Annotated in this window: 22 protein-coding genes; 14 read left to right on the plus strand and 8 right to left on the minus strand. The window is 75.0% G+C overall.

Annotated features, from left to right (window positions below; translation table 11 throughout):
- Window positions 1-85 precede the first annotated feature (85 nt).
- Both AB0469_RS32555 and AB0469_RS32560 read right to left on the minus strand, forming a co-directional pair.
- A complete protein-coding gene (locus AB0469_RS32555; RefSeq protein WP_366455079.1) occupies window positions 86-934 on the minus strand; it encodes a metallophosphoesterase in 849 nt (282 codons plus the stop codon).
- Window positions 934-5,439 (minus strand): acyltransferase domain-containing protein, encoded by a 4,506-nt coding sequence (locus tag AB0469_RS32560; RefSeq protein WP_366455080.1) that lies wholly within the window; start codon window positions 5,437-5,439, stop codon window positions 934-936. The genes AB0469_RS32555 and AB0469_RS32560 overlap by 1 nt, the downstream gene beginning before the upstream one ends.
- Before the next feature lie 233 nt (window positions 5,440-5,672).
- Here AB0469_RS32560 and lpdA point away from each other — a divergent pair, with 233 nt between their 5' ends.
- Window positions 5,673-7,064, plus strand: a complete 1,392-nt coding sequence (gene lpdA, locus AB0469_RS32565) for a dihydrolipoyl dehydrogenase (protein WP_366455081.1) — start codon at window positions 5,673-5,675, stop codon at window positions 7,062-7,064.
- A gap of 181 nt (window positions 7,065-7,245) precedes the next feature.
- A complete protein-coding gene (locus AB0469_RS32570) occupies window positions 7,246-7,815 on the plus strand; it encodes an anthrone oxygenase family protein (RefSeq protein ID WP_366455082.1) in 570 nt (189 codons plus the stop codon).
- 22 nt (window positions 7,816-7,837) lie between these two features.
- On the opposite strand, the gene AB0469_RS32575 is transcribed toward AB0469_RS32570, so the two are convergent.
- Entirely contained in the window at window positions 7,838-8,326 is a 489-nt protein-coding gene (locus AB0469_RS32575; protein ID WP_366455083.1) for an anthrone oxygenase family protein, read from the minus strand.
- Window positions 8,327-8,513: 187 nt separating this feature from the next.
- Here AB0469_RS32575 and gdhA point away from each other — a divergent pair, with 187 nt between their 5' ends.
- Window positions 8,514-9,863: an NADP-specific glutamate dehydrogenase gene (gene gdhA / locus AB0469_RS32580; protein WP_366455084.1), complete on the plus strand. Its 1,350-nt coding sequence runs from the start codon at window positions 8,514-8,516 to the stop codon at window positions 9,861-9,863.
- Between the two features lie 92 nt (window positions 9,864-9,955).
- Here the strand turns inward: gdhA and AB0469_RS32585 are convergent, their stop codons facing one another.
- Entirely contained in the window at window positions 9,956-10,330 is a 375-nt protein-coding gene (locus AB0469_RS32585; protein WP_366455085.1) for a hypothetical protein, read from the minus strand.
- Window positions 10,331-10,606: 276 nt separating this feature from the next.
- Between AB0469_RS32585 and AB0469_RS32590 the strand changes: the two genes are divergently transcribed.
- Window positions 10,607-11,962, plus strand: a complete 1,356-nt coding sequence (locus AB0469_RS32590) for an AMP-binding protein (RefSeq protein ID WP_366455086.1) — start codon at window positions 10,607-10,609, stop codon at window positions 11,960-11,962.
- The gene (locus tag AB0469_RS32595; RefSeq protein ID WP_366455087.1) at window positions 11,959-12,738 is read left to right on the plus strand and encodes an alpha/beta fold hydrolase; all 780 of its coding nucleotides are present in this window, start codon (window positions 11,959-11,961) and stop codon (window positions 12,736-12,738) included. The genes AB0469_RS32590 and AB0469_RS32595 overlap by 4 nt, the downstream gene beginning before the upstream one ends.
- A gap of 176 nt (window positions 12,739-12,914) precedes the next feature.
- Here AB0469_RS32595 and AB0469_RS32600 read toward each other — a convergent pair whose 3' ends face one another.
- The gene (locus tag AB0469_RS32600; RefSeq protein WP_366455137.1) at window positions 12,915-13,337 is read right to left on the minus strand and encodes a MarR family transcriptional regulator; all 423 of its coding nucleotides are present in this window, start codon (window positions 13,335-13,337) and stop codon (window positions 12,915-12,917) included.
- Window positions 13,338-13,514: 177 nt separating this feature from the next.
- Between AB0469_RS32600 and AB0469_RS32605 the strand changes: the two genes are divergently transcribed.
- Both AB0469_RS32605 and AB0469_RS32610 read left to right on the plus strand, forming a co-directional pair.
- Window positions 13,515-14,354, plus strand: a complete 840-nt coding sequence (locus AB0469_RS32605) for an alpha/beta hydrolase (RefSeq protein ID WP_366455088.1) — start codon at window positions 13,515-13,517, stop codon at window positions 14,352-14,354.
- 63 nt (window positions 14,355-14,417) lie between these two features.
- The gene (locus AB0469_RS32610; protein ID WP_366455089.1) at window positions 14,418-15,335 is read left to right on the plus strand and encodes a DMT family transporter; all 918 of its coding nucleotides are present in this window, start codon (window positions 14,418-14,420) and stop codon (window positions 15,333-15,335) included.
- A gap of 67 nt (window positions 15,336-15,402) precedes the next feature.
- On the opposite strand, the gene AB0469_RS32615 is transcribed toward AB0469_RS32610, so the two are convergent.
- Window positions 15,403-15,999, minus strand: a complete 597-nt coding sequence (locus AB0469_RS32615) for a DinB family protein (protein WP_366455090.1) — start codon at window positions 15,997-15,999, stop codon at window positions 15,403-15,405.
- A gap of 35 nt (window positions 16,000-16,034) precedes the next feature.
- On the minus strand, window positions 16,035-16,487 hold the full coding sequence (locus AB0469_RS32620; RefSeq protein ID WP_366455091.1) for a hypothetical protein: 453 nt from the start codon (window positions 16,485-16,487) through the stop codon (window positions 16,035-16,037).
- Window positions 16,488-16,667: 180 nt separating this feature from the next.
- On the opposite strand from AB0469_RS32620, the gene AB0469_RS32625 reads away from it, so the two are divergent.
- Together AB0469_RS32625 and AB0469_RS32630 are read left to right on the plus strand one after the other, a co-directional pair.
- Window positions 16,668-17,936 (plus strand): sensor histidine kinase, encoded by a 1,269-nt coding sequence (locus AB0469_RS32625; protein ID WP_366455138.1) that lies wholly within the window; start codon window positions 16,668-16,670, stop codon window positions 17,934-17,936.
- Window positions 17,927-18,574 (plus strand): response regulator transcription factor, encoded by a 648-nt coding sequence (locus AB0469_RS32630; RefSeq protein ID WP_366455092.1) that lies wholly within the window; start codon window positions 17,927-17,929, stop codon window positions 18,572-18,574. Before AB0469_RS32625 ends, AB0469_RS32630 begins: the two co-directional genes overlap by 10 nt.
- A 20-nt stretch (window positions 18,575-18,594) precedes the next feature.
- Here AB0469_RS32630 and AB0469_RS32635 read toward each other — a convergent pair whose 3' ends face one another.
- Entirely contained in the window at window positions 18,595-19,449 is an 855-nt protein-coding gene (locus AB0469_RS32635) for a LuxR C-terminal-related transcriptional regulator (protein ID WP_366455093.1), read from the minus strand.
- Between the two features lie 302 nt (window positions 19,450-19,751).
- On the opposite strand from AB0469_RS32635, the gene AB0469_RS32640 reads away from it, so the two are divergent.
- The 5 genes from AB0469_RS32640 (at window position 19,752) to AB0469_RS32660 (ending at window position 25,258) form a co-directional block, all read left to right on the plus strand.
- Window positions 19,752-20,009 (plus strand): hypothetical protein, encoded by a 258-nt coding sequence (locus AB0469_RS32640; RefSeq protein ID WP_366455094.1) that lies wholly within the window; start codon window positions 19,752-19,754, stop codon window positions 20,007-20,009.
- Window positions 20,010-20,084: 75 nt separating this feature from the next.
- Window positions 20,085-20,924 (plus strand): alpha/beta fold hydrolase, encoded by an 840-nt coding sequence (locus tag AB0469_RS32645; protein WP_366455095.1) that lies wholly within the window; start codon window positions 20,085-20,087, stop codon window positions 20,922-20,924.
- A 43-nt stretch (window positions 20,925-20,967) separates the two neighbouring features.
- The gene (locus AB0469_RS32650) at window positions 20,968-21,915 is read left to right on the plus strand and encodes an isocitrate lyase/phosphoenolpyruvate mutase family protein (RefSeq protein ID WP_366455096.1); all 948 of its coding nucleotides are present in this window, start codon (window positions 20,968-20,970) and stop codon (window positions 21,913-21,915) included.
- Window positions 21,912-22,958 carry a 3-oxoacyl-ACP synthase gene (locus AB0469_RS32655; protein ID WP_366455097.1) on the plus strand — a complete coding sequence of 349 codons (1,047 nt, stop codon included), beginning with the start codon at window positions 21,912-21,914 and terminating at the stop codon, window positions 22,956-22,958. Before AB0469_RS32650 ends, AB0469_RS32655 begins: the two co-directional genes overlap by 4 nt.
- Complete coding sequence (locus tag AB0469_RS32660) at window positions 22,955-25,258, plus strand: iron-containing redox enzyme family protein (protein ID WP_366455098.1); 2,304 nt, start codon at window positions 22,955-22,957, stop codon at window positions 25,256-25,258. Before AB0469_RS32655 ends, AB0469_RS32660 begins: the two co-directional genes overlap by 4 nt.
- Window positions 25,259-25,269: the final 11 nt, after the last annotated feature.

Consider the following 25,269-nt stretch of genomic DNA (forward strand, 5'->3'; position numbering starts at 1 on the left):
CACCCGTCGGCTCCCACGGCACCAGCACCCGCTCGCCGCCCGCTCGAAGGCCGCTGGGGAGACCCCCTCCCGGCCCCGCCTGGGCTCAGCCCCCGCCCTCGCGCGGCCGCAGCACGTCCCGCAGCACCCCCCGCGGCAGGCCGCGCTGGCGGCGTTCGCGCGGGTAGCCGATGGAGACCTCGTCGAAGCGCACCCCGCCGTGGTAGGTCGTCCGGGGGATGTGCAGGTGCCCGTACACCACGGCCGCCGCCCGGTAGCGCAGGTGCCAGTCCGCGGTGAGGGTGGTCCCGCACCACTGCGCGAACTGCGGGTAGCGCAGGACGTCGGTGGGCTCCCGGACCAGCGGGTAGTGGTTGACCAGCACGGTCGCCAGCGCGGGGTCCACCTCGTCCAGGCGGGCCTCCGTCGCCGCCACCCGGGCCCGGCACCAGCTGTCGGCGTCCGGGTACGGGTCGGTGTGCAGCAGGAACTCGTCCGTGCACACCACCCCCGACTCGTGGGCGGCCGCCAGGGACTGTTCCTTCGTCAGCCCCGCGGCCCGGAACGAGTAGTCGTAGTGGACGAAGAGCGGGGCGACGGCCACCGGGCCGCCCTCCCCCTCCCACACCGGGTACGGGTCCTCCGGCGTCAGGACGTCCAGGCCCCGGCACATCTCCACCAGGTACCGGTAACGGGCCTCCCCGCGCAGGGAGACCGCGTCGTCCCGCGGCGTCCACAGGTCGTGGTTGCCCGGGGTCCACACCACCCGCGCGAAACGGTCCCGCAGCAGGCCCAGCGCCCACTCGATCTCGGACGCCGTCTCGCTGACGTCCCCGGCCACCAGCAGCCAGTCACGCGGGGACGTCGGCACGATCTGCTCCTCGACCAGCCGCCGGTTCTCCGCGTGCACCACGTGCAGGTCGGACACGGCGAGCAGCCGCCCGGCCGCCGCCATCAGCGGGCCACCTTCCGCAGCCAGCCGTCCACGGTCGCCGCCACCGCGCCCGCGTCCGCGTCCAGCAGTGAGAAGTGGTCGCCCGGCACCTGCGCCACGTGGTCGGCGTACTCCCAGCCGCCCGCGGCCGAGGCCGCCGACGCGGCGGCGCGCACCAGCAGCGTCGGTGCCGCCGCCGGCTCCGGCGTCCAGTCGGCGAACACCCGCAGATGGCCGCCCATCGCCAGGAACCGCCCGTCGTCGGGCACCCCCAGCGGGCCGTCGGGGTCGAGGATCCGCTCCATCAGCACCGCCAGCCCATGGCGGCCCTCACCGCGCGCGTACGTGTCCAGCAGCACCACTGCCGCCGCCTCCCTGCCGATCTCCGGAAGCTCCCGGGCCACGGCGTGCGCGACCCAGCCTCCGGACGAGTGTCCCAACAGCACCGGCCGTGCCGTTCCCGCCGCGGCGGCGACCGCCTCCGCCTGTGCCCGTACCAGGGCCTGCCGGCTGCGCGGCAGCACCGCCTCCCCCGCGAACCCGGGGTGCGGCAGCACCGTCAGGCCCCGCTCGCCGGCCAGGGCCGCGGCCAGCCCCAGGTACTCGTGCGGGCCCGAGGACGCGCCCAGCGAGGGGAACGCGAACAGCCCCGCCGCGCCCTCCCGGTGGGGCGCCGGGCCGGCCGGGGCCGGCCACTGCGCCACCCCGGCGCGGGAGTCGTAGCCGGGCACCAGCTCGGCCGCCGCCATCAGCAGCGCCGCGCCCTCGGCGGTACGGCCCTGCGCGTGCGCGCCCCGCAGCAGCCCGGCCAACGTGCCCCCGGCCCGCCGGGCGGCGTCGGAGGCCTGCGGCGCCCCGTCGAGCAGCCCGGCCAGGTACCCCGCCAGCCGCGTCACCGACGGGTGGTCGAAGACGACGAGCGGGGCGATCACCAGCCCGGTCGCCCCGCGCAGCGCACCGGCCAGCCGCCGGGCGCCCTCCGGACGCAGGCCCAGCTCGGTGAACGGCCGCTCCACGGACAGGGTTTCGGCGCCGGTGTGCCCGAGGGCGGCGGCCGCGTGCCCGCGCACCAGGTCCGTCAGCACCGCCGTCCGCTCCCCGGCGGGCAGCGCCGCCAGCCGTTCGCGCGGTGAAAGGGCCCCGCCGGGCCACCGGTTGACCGCCCGGCGGGGCCGTACGGGGACCAGGGCGCGCAGCAGCGCCGGCACGGGCCCGCCCGCGGCCCGCAGCGGGCCCGCGTCGGCGCGCGCGGAGACCAGGGTCAGGCTCCGCGCGAGCGCGTGCCCCAGCGGCGCCGGCCCGGCGGCCCCGGACAACGGGACCAGGCCCGCCGGGACGCCCTCCGGGTCGGCACCCCAGCCCAGGACGGCCGCCGGCAGCCCGGCGGCGCGGCGGCGGGCCGCCAGCGCGGTCAGGAACGCGCCCAGGACGGCGGTCTCCTCGGCGCAGCCCGCGCCGACCACGCCCCCGACGGTGGTGACGAACGCCAGCGGCGTGGTGTGCCCGTCCAGGGCGAGCGCGGCGTCCACCGCGGCCTCCAGCGACGGCCCGTCCGGCCCGGCCAGGTGGACGATCGCCGCCGCCTCCTCACCGGGCCCCGCCAGCCGTACGCCGTGCCCCTCGACCAGCTGCCGGGCGGCCTCCTCGGCGCAGGGCCCGTCGGAGGCGCCGCTCAGCCGCACCGACTCCGGGCCGCCGGCCGCGAGCGCCCCCGCCGCAACGGGTTCGGCCCGCACCAGCCGCCGCGCGTGGGCGACGCCGTCACGCAGCGCCAGCTCCGGCTCCGCACCGCCCAGCGCCCGCACCAGGGCCTTGCGGCTGGCGTCGCTGTCGTCCATGTCCACCAGCATGAGGCGGCGCGCGCCCTCCTCGGCGAGCCACGCCTGCACCGAGCGCACGAAGCCGCGTACGGCCGCGCCGGCCAGGTCGGGGACGTCCTCGCCGGGCAGCACCTCCTCCGCGCCGCTCGTCACGACGGCCAGCGCCGTGCCCGCGCAGCGCTCCTCGGCGAGCCAGGAGCCGACCAGTTCGCGGACCTCGTCCACCGCGGCCCGCACGCGGGCCCCGGACACCTCACCTCCGTCCCCGGCCCGCGTCAGCGGCGCCAGGACCAGCTCCGGCAGCCCGGCCGCGGCCAGCAGGCCCGCCAGCCCCGGGTGGACGGGGGCCCCGTCGCAGTCCGGCAGCACCGACGGGCCCCGCCCGCCGTCCGCCGGTAAGCCGACCAGCGCCCGGGTCACCGAGGCGGCCGCCTCCGGGGCGTCGGCGGCCCGCTCCCACACCGGGCGCAGCGGGACGACGGGCCGTCCGCCCCGGCGAGCGCCCTCCGGTACGGCCGACAGGGTGACCGTGGCGGCCGCCACCGGGCCGCCCCCGGCGTCCGCGAGCTCCAGCTCCACCACCCCGAACGCCCCCCGCGCCGCCCGCACCCGCAGGGAGGCGGCGCCCGTCGCGTACAGGGCCGCACCCCTCCAGGCGGCGGGCTCCAACGGCTCCTCCCCGGCGGCCAGTACGGGGTGCAGCGCGGCTTCCAGGAGGGCCGGGTGCAGGGCGTACGCCCCGGCCCGCGCCACCTGTCCGTCCGGCAGGGCCGCCTCGGCGAAGAACTCCTCGCCGCGGCGCCAGGCCCGCTCCAGGGCGGGATGCTCCCCGTCCACGTCCAGCGGTTCGGCGTCCTGCGGCGGCCACGCGGCGGCGCCCGGGCCGTCGCCCCCGGCCGGCGCCCGGCCGGGGGCCAGGGCCGCCGTCAGGTGCCGCACCCACGGCTCGTCCGCGGACGCCGCGTCCGGCCGCGAGGCCACGGTCAGCCGGCGCCGGCCCGCCTCGTCGGGGGCCTGCACCAGCAGCTGCAGCCGGACCCCGCCCCGCTCGGGCAGCACCAGCGCGGCCTCGGCGGCCGCCTCCGCGACCTCCGGCAGACCGACGGCCGCGCCCGCCGCGAGGGCCGCCTCCACGAGCGCGGCGACGGGCACCTCTCCGCCCGCCGGCCAGGGGTGGCTGCGCGCGGAGACCGTCCCGGTGAACAGGACGGAGCCGGCCTCCGGGAGGTCCAGCCGGTACGCGGCCAGCGGATGCCCGGTCGCGGTCATGCCCGCCGCCGTCGCCGTCGTCTCCGGTTCCGGTTCCGTTTCCGTCCGGGGCGCCGGTGCGGCCCCGGCCGCCGTTCCCGCCGCAGTTCCCGCCGTCCCGGACGGATCCGCCCCCGCCCCCTCGTCGCCGGGGGCGTCCGCCGGGCCGGCGGGGATCCCCAGCGGGAGTTCGGCGAGGGCGCCGTGGACGTACAGGCTCGCGGTCGCGGTGAGCAGCGACCGCACCTCGTCCCCCTGCCGCCGCAGGGCCGGCACCAGGACGGCGGCCGCGCCGGCACCCGCGAGGCAGGCGCGGGTCATGGGGGTCAGGAGGCCGTCGGGGCCCAACTCCAGGAAGGCGGAGGCCCCTTCGGCCTCCAGGGTGCGGACGGCGTCCCGGAAGCGGACGGTCTCGCGGACGTGGCGGACCCAGTACTCGGGGCGGGCGATCCCGTCCGTCACCAGGCCGCCGGTGAGGGCGGAGACGAAGGCGATGCGCGGCGGCCGGAAGTCCAGGCCGCGGACGGCCTCGCCGAAGGCGTCCAGGACCGGATCCATCAGCGGGGAGTGGAAGGCGTGGCCGGCGCGCAGCACCTTGGACTTCACGTCCAGCTCGGCCAGCCGCGCGACCACACCGGAGACGGCCCCGCGGGCGCCCGAGACGACGACGGTGTCCGGCCCGTCGACGGCGGCGATGGCCACGCCGGGCACGAGCAGCCGGGCGACCCGCTCCTCGCCCGCCCCGACGCGGACCATGACCCCGTCCCCGGGCAGGGCCTCCATGAGCCTCCCGCGCGCGGTGACCAGCGCGGCGGCGTCCTCCAGGGACAGGACCCCGGCGACGTGCGCGGCGGCGATCTCGCCCACCGAGTGCCCGCCGACGAACCCCGGCACCACGCCCCAGGACTCCACCAGCCGGTACAGCGCCACCTCGACGGCGAACAGCGCGGGCTGTGCGGTGCCCGGCCGGTCCAGGGCGTCGGCGCCGTCCCCGAGGACGAGGTCCTTCAAGCCCCCGCCCAGCTCCGCGCACACCTCGTCGAAGGCGTCGGCGAACACCGGGAACGCCCCGTACAGCCCGCGGCCCGTGCCCGGCCGCCGGCTGCCCTGGCCGGCGAAGAGGACGGCCAGGCCCCCCGCGCGCCGCGCGGAGCCGCGTACCAGCCCCTCGGCCCGCTGGTCCCGGGCGAGCGCGTCCAGCCCGCGGGCCAGCTCCCCGCGGTCGGCGGCGACCACCACCGCGCGGTGCTCGGAGTCCGTACGGCTGCCGGCGAGGCCCCGGCACAGTCCGGCGCCGGCCACGGCGCCACCGTCGTCCAGCCGGGCGCGCAGCCGCCGCGCCTGCGCGCGCAGGGCGTCCGGCGTGGTGCCCGAGACGGCGTACGGGAACGGGCGCGCGGCCGGTCCGGAGGGCACGGCACCACCGCCGGGGAGCGAACCGCCCGTGTCTTCGGCCATCGTGTCGTGTTCACCCATCCGTAGTGCGACGAGGTCGTGCGGGGGAGATGGTGCACACCGCGGGTGGAGGCGGACTCGAGGGCGGCTGAAGCGCCCCGCGCGGGTCGGCGCTCCCTCGAGGGGCAACGGACGGCGAATCCCCCAAACCGGTTCCTGTGGAAGGGAGATGAGAGCATGACGGGTGGGCCGGCCACGCGCTGGTCACGTGCCGGGAGAGAAAGGTGTCATCAGCAATGGAGAATTCCGCCGACGGCGTGCACGACCTGGTCATCCTCGGTGGCGGTAGCGGGGGCTACTCCTGCGCCCTGCGCGCGACCCAGCTCGGCCTGGACGTCGTCCTCATCGAGAAGGGCAAGCTGGGCGGCACCTGCCTGCACAACGGCTGCATCCCGACCAAGGCCCTCCTGCACGCCGGCGAGGTCGCCGACGAGCTGCGCCGCGCCGAGTCCTACGGGGTCGCGGCCACCTTCGGCGGTGTCGACATAGCCGGGGTGCACGCGTACAAGGACGGCGTCATCGCGGGCCTCTACAAGGGCCTCCAGGGGACCCTGAAGGCGCGCAAGAACCTCACCCTGGTGGAGGCCGAGGGCCGCCTCGTCTCCCCGACCGAGGTCGAGGCGGGCGGTGTCCGCTACCAGGGGCGCCACATCGTCCTCGCCACCGGCTCCCAGCCGCGCTCCCTGCCCGGCCTCACCATCGACGGCGACCGCGTCATCTCCTCCGACCACGCCCTGTTCCTCGACCGGATCCCCGAGTCGGCGGTCGTCCTCGGCGGCGGCGTCATCGGCGTCGAGTTCGCCTCCGCCTGGAAGTCCTTCGGCGTGGACGTCACCGTCGTCGAGGGCCTGCCCCACCTCGTTCCCGCCGAGGACGTCGACATCTCGAAGTCCCTGGAGCGCGCCTTCCGCAAGCGGAAGATCAAGTTCGAGCTGGGCTCGCGCTTCTCCGGCGTCGAGTACACCGAGTCGGGCGTACGGGTCTCCCTGGAGAACGGCAAGCAGATCGAGGCCGAGCTGCTGCTCGTCGCCGTCGGCCGCGGCCCGGTCTCCGCCGGCCTCGGCTACGAGGAGACGGGCGTCGCCGTCGAGCGCGGCCACGTCGTCGTGGACGAGCTGCTGCGCACCAGCCTGCCGACCGTCTCCGCCGTCGGCGACCTGGTCCCGACCCTCCAACTGGCCCACGTCGGCTTCGCCGAGGGCATCCTGGTCGCCGAGCGCGTCGCGGGCCTGCCCGTGACCCCCATCGACTACGACGGCGTCGCCCGCGTCACCTACTGCGAGCCGGAGATCGCCTCCGTCGGCCTCACCGAGGCGAAGGCCAAGGAGCTCTACGGCGAGGACAAGGTCGTCGTCAGCAGGTTCAACGCCGGCAGCACCGGCAAGAGCAAGATCCTCAAGACGGCCGGCGACGTCAAGCTCGTCCAGCTCGCCGACGGTCCCGTCATCGGCCTGCACATGATCGGCTCGCGCATGAGCGAGCAGATCGGCGAAGCCCAGCTCATCTTCAACTGGCAGGCCCTGCCGTCGGAGGTGGCGAGCCTCGTCCACGCCCACCCGACCCAGACCGAGGCCCTGGGCGAGGCCCACCTGGCCCTCGCGGGCAAGCCGCTGCACGTCCACGGCTGAGCCGCGCCGCGCCGCCGCGGCCGGTAACCGCCAGGAGACGGGCCGGGGACAACTCCCCGGCCCGTCCGGCGTTTTCGGGGCGAACCGCTGGTACGGAGCCCGTACGGATGCCAGGATCACTGCGCGCGCGGGCACGGGCCCGCCGGTATCCAGCCACCCGGCCACAGGTGAGGACGGACCCATGAACCCGGAACACGGCGCGACCCCGGAACACGGCACCTCCCCCGGCACCACGCAACCGTCCGCCGCCGACCGCGCGGCCGGCCCCCTGCTCGCCCTCTCCACCGTCCTCGTCGGCCTGATGGCGGGCCTGTTCTTCGCCTTCGACGTCTCGGTGATGCCCGGCCTGGCCGCGGGCGACGACCGCACCTACGTCACCGCCATGCAGCACATCAACGCCGTCATCGACGGCAACGGCCTCTTCGGCAGCGTCTTCGTCCTCGCCCTGCTCGTCACCGCCGCCGCGGCCGTCGTCGAGTACCGCAAGGGCAGACGGGGCCCCGCCGTGTGGGCGGGCGCGGCCGCCGCCGCCTACCTCGCCGTCCTGGTGATCACCTTCACCGTGAACATCCCGCTGAACAACGAACTCGCCGCCGCGGGCGACGCGGCGCGGATGACCGGCTTCGCGGTGGTCGACAAGTTCAAGGGCACCTGGGTCACCACGAACATCCTGCGCACCCTGCTCTGCACCGCCGCCCTCGCCGCCCTCACCCGCGCCCTCCTCCTCCACGGCCGGGCCACCCCGCGCTGACCCCCTTCCTCCGCCGTCGGGGCTACCCGTGCAGGACCAGCTCCCACACCAGCAGACCGAACGCCACCACGCACAGCGCCGTGCGCCACGTGTTCGCCCGGACCCACGGGCCCTCGAACGCGCGGCGCACGGCCGCCGGGTCGGCCGTCCGCTCCACCGGGCCGGCCTGCTCCAGGGCGTTGTTGAGCGGGATGTTCACCCGCCCGGTGACGACCATCGCGAGGACGTACGCGACGAAGGCCCCCGCCAGCGGCACCGGTGCGCCGGGCCCGCCGGCCGCCAGGTGCAGGGCCAGGGCGAGCCCGGTGAACACCAGCGCACCCAGATAGCCCAGCAGGAACCAGCCGTTGAGGATCGCCGTGTTGATCCGCTGCATCGTCTCGACCACCGTACGATCGCCACAGGCCCGCAGCCCCGGCATGACCGCCACCGTGAATCCGTAGAAGAGGCCGCTGACCAGCCCCATCGTGATCGTCGCCGCGATCAGTGCCGCGAACCGTGCCGTTTCCATGCGGGTCTCCCCCTCGTCGCCCGTTGCCGCGCCGGGTCCGATCGTACGGTCGCGAACGCGCCACGCGCCGTGACGACGGCATTTCCCGGCCCAGCAGGCGAGACGGGACCTCCTCAGGCTCCGTGCGGACGGGTACCCTCCCGCCAGGGCCCGCACGCCCGCCCGTGACGCTGGAGAGGAATCAGACGTGACCGACCCGAAGCACAGGCTGGATGTACTGAGGGCCGACATCGAGCGCCGGAACCCCGCCCAGCCCGAGTTCCACCAGGCCGTACGGGAGGTCCTGGACACCCTGGCCCCCGTGTTCGAGGCGCGCCCCGAGTACGCGGAGGCCGGCCTCGTCGAGCGGCTCGTGGAGCCCGAACGGCAGATCATCTTCAGGGTGCCGTGGACGGACGACCGCGGCCGGGTCCACGTGAACCGCGGCTACCGGGTGGAGTTCAACAGCGCGCTCGGCCCGTACAAGGGCGGCCTGCGCTTCCACCCGTCGGTGGACATCGGCGTGGTGAAGTTCCTCGGCTTCGAACAGGTCTTCAAGAACGCCCTGACCGGCCTGGGCATCGGCGGCGGCAAGGGCGGCAGCGACTTCGACCCGCACGGCAGGTCCGACGCCGAGGTCATGCGCTTCTGCCAGTCCTTCATGACCGAGCTGCACCGCCACATCGGCGAGCACACCGACGTCCCGGCCGGGGACATCGGCGTCGGCGGTCGCGAGATCGGCTACCTGTTCGGCCAGTACCGGCGCATCACCAACCGCTGGGAGGCCGGGGTCCTGACCGGCAAGGGCCAGGGCTGGGGCGGCTCCGAGATCCGCCCGGAGGCCACCGGCTACGGCAGCGTCCTGTTCGCGAGCGAGATGCTGGCGGTCGAGGGCGTCTCCCTCGACGGCCTCACCGCCGTGGTCTCCGGCTCCGGCAACGTCGCCCTGTACACGGTCGAGAAGCTCCAGCAGCTCGGCGCCAACCCGCTGACCTGCTCGGACTCCCAGGGCTACGTCATCGACGACAAGGGCATCGACCTCGCCCTCCTGCGCCAGATCAAGGAGGTCGAGCGCGGCCGCGTCAGCGAGTACGCCGCCCGCCGCGGCCCCTCGGCCCGCTTCGTGCCCGGCGGCCGGGTCTGGGAGGTCCCGGCGGACGTGGCGTTCCCGTCGGCGACCCAGAACGAACTGGGGGCCGACGACGCCCGCATGCTCATCGCCAACGGCGTCAAGGCCGTCTCGGAGGGCGCCAACATGCCCACCACCCCGGAGGCGGTCCACCTCTTCCAGGCCGCGGGCGTCGCCTTCGGCCCGGGCAAGGCCGCCAATGCGGGCGGCGTGGCGGTCAGCGCCCTGGAGATGTCCCAGAACGCGGGCCGCGTGGCATGGGCCCGCGACCGGGTGGAGGACGAACTGGCGGGCATCATGCGCGAGATCCACCGCGTCGCCCACGAGACGGCGGCCCGCTACGGCGCCCCGGGCGACTACGTGACGGGCGCGAACATCGCGGGCTTCGAACGCGTCGCGGACGCGATGCTGGCCCAGGGCGTCATCTGACCCCCCCTCCGTGCCCCGCACCTGCCGGGCCCGCACCCCGCGCCGGGGTGCGGGCCCGGTCCCGTCCCGGCCGCCCCGGCGTCCGGGTCCGGTCACTGACAGGCGACCAGCGCCACGTACAAGCCGACCGCGAGCAGGATTGGCACGGCCGCCGAGACCCCCGGGCCAGGGCGGTTGCCGGGCTCGGCCAAGGCGGCGAAGAGCAGGAACAGCGCCGCCGGCAGGAACACGAACATGAGGAGCACGGCCCCGATCGCCGACCAGGCCAGCAGGCCCGATCCGACGGCGAGGCAGGCGCGGGTGAAGATCCTCGGACGGTCCACGGTCAGCAACGGGACGACGGCCACGGCAGCGGTGGCCCAGGGGATCTCGAAGAGGATGCCCCGCATCATGACGGTCCACAAGGACGCCCCGGCCACCGCGGCCACCACCCCGGCCACGGCCCAACCCCGCTGCCGACCGCTCACTTCCCGACTTCCGGACACCACGGACCCCCTCGACTTGAACGCGTTCAATTGAACACGTTCAATATATGTCGGAGTGCGGGGCGCCGGAAGGCTCCAGCGGCAGCCGGGGGAGCGCGGGGCGGGAACGGAGGGGGGCGGAACGGGGGACGGCCCCGCACACCGACCCACCCGCACCCTCCGGCGGGACCGGCACTCCTGGCGGGTCCAGGCCCGCCCGGTCGCGGGTCCGGCGCGGACGCGTACCCTGGCCTCCCACCACCCCGAGGGAGTGACCGCGTGCTGACCGCCCTGGACGGTACGTACGGCGACCGCGCCGACGCCGTCGCCGTAGCCGGCCGTACCGCCTCGTACGAGCAACTGCTGGGCGCCGCCCGCGCCGTGGCCGCCGACGTCGCCGGCGCCCCCGCCTTCGCCGTCACGGCGACCGCCTCGCTCGAAACCGTCGCCGCCGCCGTCGGCGGGCTGCTCGCCGGGGTGCCCTTCGTCCCGCTGCCCCCCGATGCCGGCCCCGCCGAACGCGAGCACATCCTGCGCGACTCCGGCGCCGCCCTGACCACCGTCGACTTCGCCCGCCGGTCCGACGCGACCGCGCCCCGCGCGGCAGGCCCGCAGGACCCCGCCCTCATCCTCTACACCTCGGGCACCACCGGCCCCCCGAAGGGCGTGGTCCTCACCGCCGACGCCCTCGCCGCAGACCTCGACGCGCTCGCCGCGGCCTGGCAGTGGACCGCCGAGGACACCCTCGTGCACGGGCTCCCGCTGTTCCACGTGCACGGTCTCGTCCTCGGCGTGCTCGGCGCCCTGCGCACCGGGAGCCGCCTCGTGCACACCGGCCGCCCGACCCCGCAGGCGTACGCCGCCGCGGGCGGCAGCCTGTACTTCGGGGTGCCGACCGTGTGGTCCCGCATCGCCGCCGAACCCGCCGCCGCCGCGGCCCTGTCCGGCGCCCGCCTCCTCGTCTCCGGCAGCGCCGCCCTCCCCGCCCCCGTCTTCCGGGACCTGGAGCGCCTCACCGGCCACCGCCCCGTGGAGCGGTACGGGATGACCGAGACCCTGATCACCGTCAGCGGCCGCGCCGGCGGCGAGGTCCGCCCCGGCACCGTCGGCACCCCGCTCCCCGGCATCCGCACGCGCATCGCCGCCGAGCCGGGCGCCGAGATCGGCGAACTCCAGCTGACCGGGCCGACGCTGTTCTCCGGCTACCTGGGCCGCCCGGAGGCCACGGCGGCCGCCTACACCGAGGACGGCTGGTTCCGCACGGGCGACATCGCCGCCGTCGACCCCGAGGACGGCGTCCACCGCATCGTGGGCCGGGCCTCCATCGACATGATCAAGTCCGGTGGCTACCGGATCGGCGCGGGCGAGATCGAGAACGCCCTGCTCGACCACCCCCGGGTGAGCGAGGCGGCCGTCGTCGGCGTCCCCGACGCGGACCTCGGGCAGCGGATCGTGGCCTTCGTCGTCGCCGAGGGGGTCACGGGCGGCGAGCTGACCGACTTCGTGGCCGCACACCTGTCGGTCCACAAACGCCCGCGCGAGGTCCGCTTCGTCGCGTCCATCCCGCGCAACGCGATGGGCAAGCCGCAGAAGAAACTCCTGCTGACGGACGCCCCGCACGGGACCGACCGGTGAGCACCGCGCGCGCCGCCGCCTCCGGCAACCCCTGGATCCGCCGCTTCCACCCGCCGGCCCGCCCCTCCGGCGCGGCCCCGGTCCTCGTCGTCCTCCCGCACGCCGGCGGCAACGCCTCGTTCTACTTCCCGCTCTCCCGCGACCTCGCCGCGCACGCCGAGGTCCTCACCGCCCAGTACCCCGGCCGCCAGGAACGGTTGGGCGAGCCGGGCCCCGACACCGTCGCCGGGCTCGTCGGCGGGGTGGAAGGGGCCCTGGAACCCTGGCGGGGACGGCCCCTGGTGCTGTTCGGGCACAGCATGGGCGCGGTCCTCGCGTACGAACTGGCGCGCCGCCTGGAGGCGTCCGGCGAGGGCCCGCGCGGCCTGATCCTCTCCGGCCGCCGCTCCCCGTTGGTGCCCCGGCACGACGACCTCCACACCAGGGACGACGACGCCCTGCTCGCCCACGTCCAGGCACTGTCCGGTACCGACGCGGGGCTGCTGGCCGACCCGGAGCTGCGGGAGATGGTCCTCCCGGCGCTGCGCAGCGACTACCGGGCCGTCGGGACCTACCGCCACGAGCCGGGACCGCCGCTGCGCACCCCGGTCAGCGTGCTCTGCGGGGAGTCCGACCCGCGGACGAGTGCGGCCGAGGCCATGGGCTGGCGCGAGCTGACGGAGGCGGCCTTCACCTTCCGGGGCTTCCCCGGCGGGCACTTCTACCTGGTCGGGCAGCACGGGGCCGTGGTCCGCGCGATCGCCGACGACCTGGAGGCCTTCGCCGCCGCGGTGTGACGGCGCGCCGGGGGCGTCGCGGGGGCGTCGCGGGGGCGGCCCGGGGCGGCAGCGGCCCGGGGCAGCAGCGTCGCGGGGGCGGCGCGGGGGCGGTGGCGTCGCGCGGGCGGCGCGGGGCGGTGGCGTCCCGGGGGGCGGCCCGGTGGTGGCCCGGGCGGCGGCCTTCCGGGGGCGGCTCAGCCCGGCTGTTCGCCCCGCACCGCGAGGTGCCGGGCCAGCACCTCCAGCGCCTCCGTCACCTCCGGCAGCCGCTCGGCCCCGCCCTCTCCGAGGGCCCGGGCGAGGGCCTCCTCCACCTTCGAGGTCCCTGCGGCCCGTACGGCGGCCACCCGGGCCGAGGCGCCGGGCGCCGGCCGCACCAGGGTCCGGCGGCGGTCGGCCGGGTCGGGGGCCGTCACCACCGAACCGGCCTCGCGCAGGCGGGCGACGGCGCCCGAGACCTGGCTCTGCGGCAGGCCCGTACGCTGCGCCGTCTCGCCGACGGTGGTGTCCGGGTGCGCGGCGATGTCCCCCGCCACGATGACGACGGAGCGGGTGCCGCCCGCGTACTGCCCCGAGCCGCCGGGGGGTTCGGGCAGGGCTTCCTCGCCGAGCTTCATCAGGGCCCGGCCCAGCAGGAACAGTTCGATTCCATCCACCCGCCCCAAGTTACATCAGAAAAGATCCATCGAAATGTATCCATCGTTCTTGATGTATCGATGTCGATGGATTAATGTCGAGGGAGAGCGCAGGGCGAGGGCCCGCGCCGAACGACCGCGCGAAGGAGCGTTCCCGCCATGTCCAGCCACCGCGTCTCCACCTCCACCCTCCCGGTCCCCGGCGCCACCCTCCACTACCGACTCCAGGGCTCCGGGCCCCTGTTACTCATCTCCCAGAGCGGCGAGGGCGACGCCGACCGCACGGTCGACCTCGTCCCGCACCTCGCCGGCGCGTTCACCGTCCTGACCTACGACCGTCGGGGCCTGTCCCGCAGCCGCCCGGACGAGCCCGGCCGGACCACCTCCCTCGTCGAGCACGCCGAGGACGTCAGCCGCCTGCTCGCCGCCGTCACCGACGAGCCCGCCCTGATGCTCGGCTGCAGCCTCGGCGCCGTCATCGGCCTGCACGTGGCCGTCCGCCACCCCGGCCGGCTCTCCGCCCTCGTCGCCCACGAACCGGTCGCGCCGCGCCTGCTGCCCCCCGCCGACCGCGCCCGGCACGAGGCGGAGCTGGTCGAGCTCCAGCACCTCCACCGCACGGCCGGACTCCCCGCGACCCTCAGGGAGGCCGCCCTGGTGCTCGGCATAGACACCAGCGGCAAGGACTACGAACCGGGCCTCACCCCGCAGCCGCTGGACGAGCGGCGCCGCGCCAACTTCGACTACTTCGTCGAGCACGACTTCTCGGCGATCGTCCAGGACACCCTCGACCCCGCCGCCCTGGCCGCCGTCCCGACCCGCATCATCCCGGCCGTCGGCGCCACGACCCCCGCCACCGTCTTCGACGTCGCCTGCGCCGTCGCACTGGCGGACCTGGTGGGCGAGGAGATACGCACGTTCCCCGGTGGCCACAACGGCAACACCAGCCACCCCAAGGCCTACGCCGAACGCCTGTGCGCCCTGCTGACAGCGCTCTGACATGGCCTTATTGCGCGGGAAATGCTGTAGGCAAGGCCGATACCCATCAATACATTGACGCGCATGGACCAATCGCCTGGCGACTCCAGCATCGATCACCGCGCCCTCTTGGCGGCCTCCGTCACCGTCGCGCTGTGGGCCTCCGCATTCGTCTCCATCCGCGCTTCCGCCGAGCACTACGGCCCCGGCGCGCTCGCACTGGGACGCCTCCTGACGGCCTCGGTCGCGCTGGGCGTCGTCCTGCTGGTCAAGCGGGTGCCGTTGCCGCCCCGACAGGCCTGGCCCGGGATCCTGGCGTCCGGGGTGCTCTGGTTCGGGCTCTACATGGTGACGCTGAACTGGGGCGAGCAGGGCGTCGACGCGGGCACCGCCGCCATGGTTGTCAACATCGGCCCGATCGTCATCGCCCTGCTCAGCGGCTGGCTGCTGAAGGAGGGGTTCCCGCCGATGCTGCTCGCCGGGATGGGCGTCTCCTTCGCCGGGGCCGTGGTCGTGGGCATGTCCACCTCCAAGGGCGGCACGTCCTCCCTCACCGGGGTGCTGCTCTGCCTGGTCGCCGCGCTCGCCTACGGGGCCGGAGTGGTCTCGCAGAAGCCCGCCCTGCGGCACGCGGACCCGATCCAAGTCACCACGTACGGCTGCTTCGTGGGCACGGCCTGCACCCTCCCCTTCGCCGGCCAGCTCCTCGCACAGCTTCCCGCGGCACCCCTGTCGGCCACCCTCAACATGGTCTACCTGGGCCTCTTTCCGACCGCCCTCGCCTTCACCACCTGGACCTACGCCCTGTCTCGCACGACGGCGGGCAAGATGGGCGCGACGACGTACGCGGTCCCGGCGGTCGTCGTCCTCATCGCCTGGTTCGCCCTGGACGAGATCCCGGGCTGGCTGACCCTCCTGGGCGGCGCCATCTGCCTGGCCGGCGTCTCGGTCTCCCGCAGGCGGCCGAGCGGGGCGGCCCGGGTGGCAGCGGCGGCGAAGTAGCGGGGTCCGGGCAGGGCGGTGCCGGAGGGGGCGTGGGGCTTCCCGCCGGCCGGAAGGGCCTTCCGGGTCATTCCCCGAAGCGGCGGGCCACGCGCTCCAGTCGGCCGCGGTGGTTCTCCCACCAGGCCCGGTCTTCCGCCGGCAGGCTGTTCCTCCCCTTCGACTCGCCGGTGGATCCGTCGAGGGACTCGCGCAGGATGTCGGCGTGGCCGGCGTGGCGCTGGGTATCGGAGATCACGCGGACCAGGGCGTGATGCAGCGTCATCTCCCGCCGCTCCTCGGGCCACCACGGCACGCGTCCGACCGTGTCGAGCGCCAGCGAGGCGATCGTGGCGTCGGAATGCTCCCACGCCTGCCGGTACAGCCCGACGATGTCCTCGCGCGACTCGTCGGAGGTGGCCCACATGTCCGCGTTGGGTTCCGCGTCCTGCGTGTACCACCAGCCCGGCGGCTCTTCCCGGAAGAACGGGCGGCCGAAGGTGTCCCCGAAGTAGCCCAGCTCCACACCGGCGACGTGCTTGACCAGTCCCAGCAGGTTCGTTCCCGTGGGGGTCAGCGGGCGGCGGACGTCGTACTCCGACAGCCCTTCCAGCTTCCACACCAGGGCGTCCCGTCCCTCCTGCAGGTAACGGAGCAGCTCTGCCTTGGGATTCGGTTCGCTCATGCCGGCAGTCTTCCACCCCGCACCGGGGCGCGCGCTCAGCGGGTCTTCGGGAAGGCCGTGCGCAGGGCCGTGTCGCGCATCGTGAGGGCGATGCGGAGGGCCGGGAGGACGCAGAGCGTCTGCATCACCGCGTACCACCAGGGGCAGACGCCCGGGATCAGGTCGACGCCGATGACCGCGACCGGGAAGACGACCGTGATGGTGCGCAGGCGGTCGTAGGCGCGGCGGGAGCCGCCGGCGGTGGAGAGGGCCAGGCGGTGCAGGAGCACCGCGATGAAGGGGAGCAGGATCGCCCGGGTCCACATGAACGGGTTCACCATGTGGCCCGTGCTCGCCACCGCGACGACCGCGAGGAAGGCGGCGGTGGTGAGGGCTGCGTAGACCTTGACGGCGGTCCGCGTCGTGGTGAAGGCGGCCTGGGCGGCGGGGGTGTCGAGGAGGGCCGCGGAAGCGGGGGCGGCCGGCGCCGTGTTCGCGTTGGTTTCCATGGCCATGACGCTACGGAGCGGCCGCACGGCGGGGTATCGGCCTGGCCCCACAGGGGGGTGGGTCCAGCCCCACTCCCCTCCCCGGCCCGGGTGGTGCGGGCTCCGGACGGTGCACAGTGGTGGCGTCGAACGGTGCACGGACGAAGGAGCCGAGGGGGAGCCATGGAGGTACCAGGGGTCATGGGACGGGAGCGGCCCTGGATCGTGCGGGCCGGGGTCGGGTTCTGGCGGGCCGGAGCCGCCGCCGGCGTCTGCCTGCTGCTCCCCGCGGTGTGGGCCGCCGCCGTGGGACTGGCGGTGTGGTGCGGGGCGGAGCACCCGTGGTCGTGGATCGGGCCCGCCGTCATCGTGTGCGCGGGCACCCTGGCGCTGGCGCAGGCCGTCTGCCGGGCCGTGCGGGCGCTCGTCGCGCGGTGGACCGGTACCGCGATACCCGGCGGGTACCGGGAGGCCGGGCCGGTGATGCAGCTGTCCACCGGGTACTGGTGGAACGGCTTCAGCTACGAACGCAGCCGCCGCGACGCCGTCATGGACCAGCGGATGCGGCTGTGGTGGAGCGACCCCGCCACCTGGCGCGACCTGCGGTTCGCCGTCATCGCGCCCTTCACCGCCGGGCTGGTGGCCGCCGTCCCGCCGGCGGCGCTCGCGGTGGCGGTGCTCGGGCTGGCCGGCGCCGGGCCGGCCGGGTCCGGGGCCGCCGCCCGCCTGACCGGGGCCGGTGCGCTGGCGGTGGCCGTCGGCGCGGCCCCGTACGCCTGGCGGTCCCTGCACCGGGTCGCCGTCCGCTTCCTCGGTCCCTCCTCCGCGATGCTGCTCGCCGAGCGGGTGGACGAGCTGACCGTCCAGCGCGCCGACGCCACCGTCGCGCAGGCCGCCGAGATCCGCCGCATCGAGCGGGACCTCCACGACGGCGCGCAGGCCCGCCTCGTCGCGCTCGGGCTCTCCCTGGCCACCGCCGAGGCGCTGATGGACCGGGACCCCGAGCAGTCCAGGGCGCTGATGAGGGAGGCGCGGGCCGGGGCGGCCGCCTCGCTGACCGAACTCCGCGAGCTCATCCGGGGCATCAGCCCGCCCGTCCTCAGCGAGCGCGGTCTCGTCGACGCCGTCCGCGCGCTCGCGCTGGACGTCCCCCTCGACGTGGCCGTCAGGGCCGGCGGCCCGCTGCACCTGGACCCGCCCATCGAGTCCGCCCTCTACTTCGGCGTCGCCGAGCTCCTCACCAACGCGGCCAAGCACGCCGGGGCGAACCGGGCGCACGTCTCCCTCGTACGGGACGAGACGGGCATCGTCGTGGAGGTCGAGGACGACGGCCGCGGCGGGGCCGACGCCCGGCCCGGCGGCGGGCTCGCCGGCCTGCGCCGCCGTCTCGCCGTCTTCGACGGCACGTTGGCGATCACCAGTCCCCACGGCGGCCCGACCCGTGTGAGGATGGCAGTGCCATGCGCATAGCCGTAGCCGAAGACCTGTACCTCCTGCGCGACGGGATGGTCCGCCTGATCGAGGCGTTCGGGCACGAGGTGGTGGCCACGGCCGCCACCGGGCCCGAGACCCTCGACGTCCTGCGGACGCACCGCCCGGACGTGTCCGTCGTCGACGTCCGCATGCCCCCGACGCAGTCGGACGAGGGCCTGCGCGCGGCCCTCACCGCCCGCGCCGAGATCCCCGGGCTGCCCGTCCTGATCCTCTCCCAGCACGTCGAACAGCTCTACGCCCGCGAACTGCTGGCCGACGGCACCGGCGGCGTCGGCTACCTGCTCAAGGAGAGCGTGTTCGACGCGGACCAGTTCATCGGCTCCCTGGAACGGGTCGCGGAGGGCGGCACCGCCATGGACCCGGCGGTCATCGCGAAGCTGCTGTCGGGCAGCGCCCCCGACCGCGGGCTGGAGCGCCTCACCGAACGCGAGCGCTCCGTGCTGGCCCTGATGGCGGAGGGCCTGTCCAACCACGCCATCGCCCGCCGGCTGTTCCTCAGCGAGGGCGCGATCAGCAAGTACACGACCTCCCTCTTCGGGAAACTCGGCATCACGGACGACGACGACACCAACCGCCGCGTCCGCGCGGTCCTCACCTACCTCAACCGGCAGTAGCGTCCGCCCCCGCGCCCCCGTCACACCACGTACGTCGCCTCGTTGCGCCCCAGGAGGTAACCGAGCTGTAATCGGTTGTGCGCGCCGAGTTCCTGCTTGATGGCCGCGATATGGGCCTGGAGGGAGCGCTCGCTGATCCCTATGCGGCGGGCGATGGCCTTGTCCGAGTACCCTTCCACCAGCAGGCGGCTGATCGACTCCCGGATCGCCGGGACGACCTCGTCGGCCGCCTTCGCGGCGTGGAGGGGGACGAAGGGAAAGGGCTTCGCCCGGTCCCAGGCCTTGTCGAACGTGTCGCGGAGAAATCGTACGATAGTCGGTTCGGTAATCGAGATCGCCGTGGTACGGTCCTCGTTCGCCGAAATGAAGGCGACGTCGTCCACGATGATCAAACGGTCGAAGAATTCTTCGAGCGTCCGTACTTGAGCGCCATATTCCGTTACGGCGCGGACGTATTCCTTCGTCGCCTCGTCGAATCTCGTGGTGTGCTGATACAGGGTCCGCATCGCGACCCCCGCCGAGATTTGCCGGCGTACGGATTCCAGCGCGTCCTTCAGTACCGCGCTGGGCCGCGCCCCGTCGGGCTGGGCGGTGAGGATGTCCCGCCGGACCGCCCCGAGGGCCTCGTTGATCGCCGTCGAGATGCTGCCCAGGCCGTGCAGATACCGCACGCCGGGACCCACGACCTCCTCGGCCGGCGCCTCGACGGCCGCCGCCGCGGCCGGGCGGGCCGCCTGCTGGGCGGCCTCCTGCGCCAGCAGACCCAGGTGTGTTGCGAGTTCCCGCAAGAAGGCCTGCGGTTCCCCCGCCGCGGCCGAGCACAGCTCCGCAGGTGCACCGCTCTGTGCGGTTTTGACGTATTTGACTACGTCCACTACCCACCCCTGTCTGTCCGGTATGGAGCTGTTTGCATCGGTTGAGACCCCGTGGGTTCCCGCAATGCGTAAACCGGAGCCATCGTAGGTCTAGTTCCTCTCGAGCGGGCAGGGGAGATTTGGTCTCACCGCAGGAACGAACACCGAGAAGGCGCACCGGAGATCAGGACCACCCGGATACCGCCTCGGTTTGGCGTTCCTGGAATGTCCGAACACGAAACGACTCGAGGGGACTGGGCAAAATGGGGAAGAACCGCATGGTGACTCGTCCGGCCAACCGTGTTTCGGGAATCCGCGGACGCGTGGTTCTCGCGACGGCCGGCGTGGCCCTCGGACTCGGAACGGCGGTCGCCGGTTTCGCCACCCACGCCGCCCAGGACGCCACCCCCGCGGGTTCCGTCAGCCACCTGCGCTCCGGCGACGTCGGCTGGAACCTCGTGAACCCGCACGTCGCCGCCGGTGAGAACGGTGAGGCGGGCGACGTCGGCTGGAACAACCCGCAGCCCGCGACCACCCCGGCGCCCACCCCCACCTCCACCAACGACGTTGGCTGGAACTGATCGCCCACCGACGCCCCGTCCTGCACTGCATCACCTCCCGCCACTGACCGACCGGCAAAGGAATGGCTGATCCTCGTGGTTGCCTCCCCCTGGTTCCTGACCTCCGAGACCGCCGCAGGCCCCGCCCCCGCCGCCGTCCGCGTCTACTGCTTCCCGCACGCCGGCGGGAACCCCCGGACCTTCCTCGGGTGGCAGCCCGCCCTGGAGGGCGACGCGCTGATCGCCGCCGTCTGCCCGCCCGGCCGCGGCCACCGCTTCCGCGAGCCGGCCCCCGCCTCCCTCGCGGCCCTCGCCGACGGCGCCGCGGCCGCCATCGCCCTCGCCGACGACACCACCGGCCGCCGCCCCTTCCTCCTCTTCGGCCACAGCTTCGGCGCGGCCCTGGCCTTCGAGGTGGCCCGCCGCCTGGACGGCGTGCGCGGATTCGCCGGCCTCGTCGCCTCCGGATGCGCGGCCCCCTCCCTGCTGCCCACCCCCCGCGTCGTCGAGACGGCCCGCCTGGAAGGCCGCGCCTTCACCGAGGCCGTCGGGTTCTTCGGCGGCCTGCCGCCCGAGGTGATGCGCGACGAGGCCGTACAGGAACTCCTCCTGCCGCACCTGAAGGCCGACTTCCGCATGGTCGCCGCCCACCGCTACCGCCCGGGCCCCCCGCTCAGCGTCCCGGTCACCCTGCTCAACGGCACGGACGACCCGCACGTCGGCCCCGCCGCGCTCGACCCCTGGTCCCGCGAATGCGCCGCCCCGCCCCGGCGCCACTGGGCGGTCGGAGGCCACTTCTACTTCGAGGACCGAGCGGACGCCGCCACCTCCCTGCTGCGCTCCCTGGCCCGTACGGCAGCGGCGGCGGCGAAGGTGACGAAGCCGGTGGCGTCGGGATCAACGGTCCCCGGTGATGAGTACGTTGAGCTGATCTGACGGCCCGCCCGACGTACGACGGCACCCCCAGCGAGGACCCCTCATGAGCCACAGCCCCAGCACCGACCCCGCCGCCCGACTCCGGCGCGGCGAGGCCTTCCGGGACCTGCACGACGGCCCCGGCCCCTTCGTCGTCCCCAACCCCTGGGACGCCGGCAGCGCCCGCATCCTGGCCTCCTTCGGCTTCGCCGCCCTCGCCACCACCGGGGCGGGGCTCGCCCACAGCCTCGGCCGCCCCGACGGCGCGGGCCGGCTGACCCGCGAGGAGCTCCTCGCCAACGCCGCGGCCATCGTGGACGCCACCGGACTGCCCGTCACCGCCGACCTGGAGAGCGGCTTCGGCGAGCGCCCCGAGGACGTCGCCGAGACCATCCGCCTCGCCGCCGCGGCCGGCCTGTCCGGAGGCTCCGTCGAGGACGCCACCGGCCGCGACGAGGACCCGCTGCGGCCGCTCGACGAGGCCGTCGAGCGGGTCGCCGCCGCCGTCGAGGCGGCCAAGGGGCTCGACTTCCCCTTCACCGTCACCGCCCGCGCCGAGAACTTCTTCCTGGGCCGGCCCGACCTCGACGACACCATCCGCCGCCTGCGGGCGTACGAGGCCGCGGGCGCCGACGTGCTCTACGCGCCGGCCCTGCCCGACGCCGAGTCGGTCCGGGCCGTCTGCGCAGCCGTCTCCCGGCCCGTCAACGTCCTGATGACCGGCGCCCTGGAGCTCTCCGTCGCCGAACTCGGCGCCCTCGGCGTACGCCGCGTCAGCACCGGCTCCGCCCTGTCCCGCGCCGCGCTCGGCGCCCTCACCCGCGCCGCCCGCGAGATCACCGGATCCGGCACCTTCGGCTTCGGCGCGGACGCCCTCCCGTACGCCGAGGCCAACGCGCTCCTGGCGGCCCCGGCCGCCACCACCCCGCCCGGGTCCGCCGCCACCGTGTCCGCCGCCCCCGCCCCGAACGCCCCGTCCGCCGCCGACCGAGAGAGCGATCCGGCACCGTGAGCCTTCCGTACGCGACACCCACCGCGCCCGCCGGCCCGGGGGCCCGCCCGGCCCCCGCCGCCGTCCACCTGTCCGCACCCCGCTACGTCCTCGGCGAACTCCGCTGCGACCACACCACGGTCGAGGGCCTGCGCGAACGCGCCCGCCGGTTCGGCATGCCGCCCCGCGCCGACCTGTGGGGCTGGGGCTCGGTGTACCGCACGGCCAAGTCCCTGGAGACCCTGGCCGCCGAGACCGCCCGCGCCACCCTCGACGGCGCGGGCGCCGCCCCGGCCGACGTGGACTGCCTCGTCCTGTGCTCCACCCGCTTCCCCGGCGGCCCGCGCACCCACGGCGCCTTCGTCGAGAACGTGATGGCCGCCACCGGCCTCGGCACCGCGGCCTTCACCGGCCTCACCCTCGGCCGCTGCGCCAACCTCCTCGCCGGGATCCGCACCGCACAGGCGTACGTGGCCTCCGGCATGCACCGCACGGTCATGGTCGTCACCGCCGACCGGATCACCGACGAGTCCGCCCGCATGGAGAACTTCGCCCTCTTCAGCGACGGCGCCGCCTCCTGCCTGGTCAGCGCCGACCCGCTCGGCCCCGACGCCTACGAGGTCGTCGCGGGCGCCGGGGCCCAGGACCCGGCCGGCCTCGACTGGTCCAACGAGATCAGCTCCGACCTGGCCCGCGAGGTCAACCGGCAGATCCTCGACGAGGCCGGCATGAAGATCGGCGACATCCGGGGCGTGCTCCACGCCAACCTCTACAAGCCGCTCGTCGTCCTCAAGGAACGCCAGGCCGGCTTCACCCGCGAGCAGCTCTTCCTCGACAACATCCCGCGCCTGGGCCACTGTTTCGCCGCCGACCCGCTGATCAACCTCGTCGACCGCGCCCGGGACGGGGCCCTCAAGCCCCACGGGCACTACCTGCTGGCGTCCAGCGTCCCGGGCGTACGGATAGCCGTCCTGCTCCGCGCGCTGCCGACGGCCGCGCGCACCCCCGAAGACCCGGCCGACGCCGGCGCACCCGCAGCCGCACCCGAAGGATCCCTGGCATGAGCGCGCACCCGACCCCCGACGAGGAGTCCTCCCTCGACATGGCGCGCAGCTTCTACGCGCCCGCCTTCACCCTCCCCGACCTCACCACCTCCCTGCCCTCGGGCCCCTTCGAGGCCTCCCCGGAAGGCGCCGCCGAAGCCGCCCGGATCACCGCCGGGCCGGCCGCCGGGCTCTTCCGGCGCCTGATCGCCGACCAGGAGAGCGAGGCCGTCCTCCTCGCGGCCCGCCGCGTCCTCGCCGCCTTCCTGACCCCGGCCGACGAGGCCGAGGACCCGGCCGCCGACGCCCCGGGGACCGACGCCCTCGGCCCCGACGCCGACGCGGACGCCGTCGCCGCCCACGTCCTGGCCGCCCGCGCCGAGTTCGCCGCCGTCCTCGCCCCGCTGCGCACCCACCCCGACCCCGAGGTCCGCACCGCCGTCCTGCGCCAGCGGGCCCCGCTCGCCCTGACCGGAGGCTGCTGGCTCGACACCCTCTCGCAGGCCGCCACCCAGCCCGCCGAGATCGTCGGGCGCCTCTTCGGCCAGCACTGGCTGCTCCAGGGCGAGGGCACCTCCGAGGCCGGCCTGCTCGGCCGCCGCCGCAGGGCCCTCATCGGCCACGGCGTCCACCTCCCCGGCGTGGAGGCCGCCGCCTTCCTCGACGAGGCCGGCGCCCGCCCGCTCACCGCCCTGCACGGCGCCTTCCACCTGGCCCTGTCCCGGCTGCCCGCCTCCTTCCTCCCCGAGGTCGTCGGCGTCCACTACGCCGCCCACGCCCTCGGCCTCGACGAACTCCTCCTCGGCACCGAGCCGATGCTCGCCGAGGGCGACGTACGGCCGGTGCTCGCCGCCTACCTCGCCTTCACCGAGGACTCCCCGACCGGCCCCGCCGACCGCCGCCGCGCGCTGGCCGCCGTACGCCTCCTGCTGCGCCTGGAGCGCGAGCACACCGCCTCCCTCGCCGAGCTCGCCGCCTGGCACGACGGGCTGTCGCTGGACGCGAAGGTCGCCCGGATCGTCGAACGGCACGCGCCGCACGCCGGCCGCCAGCACTCCGCCGTACGCCTGGGCACCCGGGCGCTCACCGACTGGCTCGACACCGGCGACCTCGACGCGGCCGCCTTCGTCCGCGAACTGCGCGCCTCGCGCCAGCTGAGGCCCGCCCGCGACGGCGGCCCCTGCCGCTTCCTGAAGGCCGTCAAGTTCGGCGGCCCCATGTTCGGCATCTTCGACGAGCGCGAGGCCGCCGTCCTCACCGACTGGGCCCGCGCCATCGCCGACGGCGAGCCCGCCGGAGCCGGCCTCGCCCCCGCCACCGCCGGGGACGCGCCCGCCCGCGCCTGGAGCGCGCGGCTCGCCGCCGACCCCGCCGACATCCTGGTGCGCGCGCCCGAAGGGCCCGAGGACCACCGCCGGTTCTTCCACCGGCTCGTCAACTTCGAACGCCACCCCAACGTGCTGCCGCTCGCCCGCGCCCGCGCCGAGGCCGGCCTCGCCGAGGCCGAGATCCTCTTCGAGCACGGGGCCGAGGGCCTGCTCACCGACGCCTCCTGGTTCCCGTACACCCCCGAGGCCCTGCTGGAACGGGTCGAACGGATCTACTGGGACAAGCTCGTGGACCCGTACGAGCCGCTCACCGAGATCCCCTCCCGCGACGAGGTGGTCTTCGAGCAGTCCACGTACGCCCTGGGCAGCCTCATCGACGGCACCTGGGCCCACCGCGTCGGCAACCTCGGCCGCCGCGGCCGGCGCAGCGACGACATGCTCTTCTCCATCTACGCGGACGAGATGGGCCGCGGGGACATGGCCAAGAACCACATCACGATCATCCACAAGGTCCTGGCCAGCATGGACATGGACCTGCCGCACATCCGGCAGGAGGCCTTCCTGCACCAGGGTGACCTGCCGGACCACCTCTACGGCTTCTCCGTCCACCAGCTCTGCCTGTCGCTGTTCCCCGACACCCTCTACGACGAGATCCTTGGCTACAACCTGGGCATCGAGATGTTCGGCCTCGGCGCGATGCGGATGCACGAGATCCAGAAACTGCGCCGGCACGGCCTCGACGTCGCCTACGAAGAGGCCCACCTGTCCATCGACAACTTCTCGGCGGGCCACGCCCGCCAGTCCGCCGACCTCGTCGTCGCCCACCTCGACGAGGTCCGCCACCTCTCCGGCGAGGACGCCGTCCAGCGCGCCTGGCGGCGGATCTGGCGCGGCTACGCCTCCTTCGCCTTCTTCATCGAACACGCCCTGGTCAAGCGGGTCCGGGCCGCCGGGGCCGAGGTGGCCGACGCCCCCGCCGAGCTGGTCATCTGAGGAGCCGGACC

It is taken from the genome of Streptomyces sp. NPDC093801, assembly GCF_040701585.1.
Lineage (GTDB): Bacteria > Actinomycetota > Actinomycetes > Streptomycetales > Streptomycetaceae > Streptomyces.

Excerpts from the sequence above, each read along its gene's own strand:
- AB0469_RS32555 (WP_366455079.1), bottom strand. The coding sequence starts at position 934 with ATGGCGGCGGCCGGGCGGCTGCTCGCCGTGTCCGACCTGCACGTGGTG.
- AB0469_RS32560 (WP_366455080.1), bottom strand. The coding sequence starts at position 5,439 with ATGGCCGAAGACACGGGCGGTTCGCTCCCCGGCGGTGGTGCCGTGCCC.
- lpdA (WP_366455081.1), top strand. The coding sequence starts at position 5,673 with ATGGAGAATTCCGCCGACGGCGTGCACGACCTGGTCATCCTCGGTGGC.
- AB0469_RS32570 (WP_366455082.1), top strand. The coding sequence starts at position 7,246 with ATGAACCCGGAACACGGCGCGACCCCGGAACACGGCACCTCCCCCGGC.
- AB0469_RS32575 (WP_366455083.1), bottom strand. The coding sequence starts at position 8,326 with ATGGAAACGGCACGGTTCGCGGCACTGATCGCGGCGACGATCACGATG.
- AB0469_RS32600 (WP_366455137.1), bottom strand. The coding sequence starts at position 13,337 with ATGAAGCTCGGCGAGGAAGCCCTGCCCGAACCCCCCGGCGGCTCGGGG.
- AB0469_RS32605 (WP_366455088.1), top strand. The coding sequence starts at position 13,515 with ATGTCCAGCCACCGCGTCTCCACCTCCACCCTCCCGGTCCCCGGCGCC.
- AB0469_RS32610 (WP_366455089.1), top strand. The coding sequence starts at position 14,418 with ATGGACCAATCGCCTGGCGACTCCAGCATCGATCACCGCGCCCTCTTG.
- AB0469_RS32615 (WP_366455090.1), bottom strand. The coding sequence starts at position 15,999 with ATGAGCGAACCGAATCCCAAGGCAGAGCTGCTCCGTTACCTGCAGGAG.
- AB0469_RS32620 (WP_366455091.1), bottom strand. The coding sequence starts at position 16,487 with ATGGAAACCAACGCGAACACGGCGCCGGCCGCCCCCGCTTCCGCGGCC.
- AB0469_RS32625 (WP_366455138.1), top strand. The coding sequence starts at position 16,668 with ATGGGACGGGAGCGGCCCTGGATCGTGCGGGCCGGGGTCGGGTTCTGG.
- AB0469_RS32630 (WP_366455092.1), top strand. The coding sequence starts at position 17,927 with ATGCGCATAGCCGTAGCCGAAGACCTGTACCTCCTGCGCGACGGGATG.
- AB0469_RS32650 (WP_366455096.1), top strand. The coding sequence starts at position 20,968 with ATGAGCCACAGCCCCAGCACCGACCCCGCCGCCCGACTCCGGCGCGGC.
- AB0469_RS32660 (WP_366455098.1), top strand. The coding sequence starts at position 22,955 with ATGAGCGCGCACCCGACCCCCGACGAGGAGTCCTCCCTCGACATGGCG.